The sequence below is a fragment of the Synergistaceae bacterium genome (genome assembly GCA_012728235.1).
GTDB lineage: Bacteria > Synergistota > Synergistia > Synergistales > Synergistaceae > JAAYFL01.
Window position 1 is genome coordinate 1 of the sequence record JAAYFL010000151.1, and the last position, 1762, is coordinate 1762.

Genomic DNA, 1762 nt, shown 5'->3' on the forward strand with positions numbered 1-1762 from the left:
CAGGGATGTTAATGGTTTTTCAGTTGAAGCCCTGGCCCAGGACCTGGGTTTTGAGGTCCTTGGAAAGACCAGGGTAGCAGATGATAGGCAGGAGCTGACAGAGGCCCTAGCCTATGAGGCAGATTTTATAATGGTCAGTGGAAGCTCCTCACAAGGAGACAAGGATTACCTAGCTTCTATTTTGTCTAAGATGGAGCCAGGCCTGCTCTTTCATGGCCTGTCCATAAAGCCGGGCAAGCCCACCATCCTAGCTTCCGATGGGAAAAAGGTTATCCTAGGGCTACCAGGCCATCCTGTTAGCTCTTTTATAGTCTTTATGGCCCTGGTTGAAGAGGCCTTTAGAGACTACTATGGGCTGGATAAGAGGCTCTATGTAGAGGCTAGACTTAGCCACAACATGGCAGCAACTCCTGGTAGGACCCTCTACCAGCCAGTAGAGCTTGACTATAAAGATGGAGAGCTTTGGGCCAGGCCTATATTTGGGGCTTCAGGTAGCCTATCGGTTTTGGCCAGAGCCCAGGGATACTTTATTTTGGAGGATAGGGAGGAGGGAGCAGTGGGTCAGGACCTAGTCCAGGTCTACCCCTTAGACTGATATGAGAAATGTATATTTATCGACAAAGAGCCTAGAGGAGGCTAGGAACCTTTTAGACGGGGCTCTTAACAGTTTTTATAAAGAAAAAAAGACCGAGACTATAGCAGTTAGAAAGGCCCTTGGCAGGGTTAGTGCAGGGCCAATCTTTGCTAGGCTGAGTTCCCCTTATTTTCATAGCTGCGCTATGGATGGCATCATGGTTAGTAGTAGGACCACTCTAGATGCAAGAAAGCATAGGCCTCTACTACTTAAAGAAGGGGACTATCTAGACTGTGATACAGGAGATCCCCTCCTAGCTCCCTATGATAGCGTTATCATGGCTGAGGATCTTGTAGTAGCCGAAGAAGGCTTTTTAATCCTTGAACCAGCCCATGCCTGGGAGCATGTTAGGCCCATGGGGGAGGATATAATTGAAAAGGACCTGCTTTTTACAGTGGAGCATGTCTTTTCACCGGTGGATTTAAGTGTTCTTTTGGCTTCAGGTATTGAGGAGATAGAGGTCTATAAAAAGCCGGAGATAGTCTTTATTCCAACAGGGGATGAAATAATTGATGGCAGCCCAGAAAAGGGCCAGATAATTGAGTCAAATACCGCCATGCTGGAGGCTCTAGCCAAGCTTAATGGTGGGGTTAGTAGGAGGCTTTCTATTGCTAAGGATGACAAAGACACCCTTCTTGAGGCAGTGAAAAAAAGCCTAGATGCTGATATAATAGTTATGATTGCTGGTAGCTCTGCAGGTAGGGATGATCTAACGTCTACTATCTGTGAGGAGCTGGGCCAGCTGCTGGTTCACGGCATTGATATAAAACCTGGAAAGCCAGCGGTTTTAGGTGTGGTAGGGGATAAGCCCTTTATAGGCCTTCCTGGCTATCCAGTGTCTACCCATGTTGTTTACGAAGAGCTGGTGGTGCCTATCTTAAGAAAGAAGGCCCATCTACCAAAAGAGATAAAGCCAGTTATTACAGGGACCTTGACCCGCAGAGTTACATCAAGTCTATCTAACCAGGAGTATGTAAGGGTTAGGCTGGGCAGGGTGGATGGGTCCTACAAGGTTACCCCCATGGATAGGGGAGCGGGGGCTTCTTTGTCTCTTGCTCGCAGTGATGGTTATTTAATAGTACCTAGAAATTCCGAAGGAATGCTTAGGGGTGAAGAAGTGGAGGTTAG

2 protein-coding genes are annotated in these 1762 nt (G+C 47.6%); both read left to right on the top strand.

The window, feature by feature from the left end; all coding sequences use genetic code 11:
• Window positions 1-595, top strand: a 595-nt coding sequence (locus GXZ13_07770) for a molybdopterin molybdenumtransferase MoeA (protein NLX75700.1), incomplete at its 5' end; no start/stop codon positions are given.
• Between the two features lies 1 nt (window position 596).
• On the top strand, window positions 597-1762 hold a 1166-nt coding region (locus tag GXZ13_07775; protein ID NLX75701.1), incomplete at its 3' end, for a MoeA protein.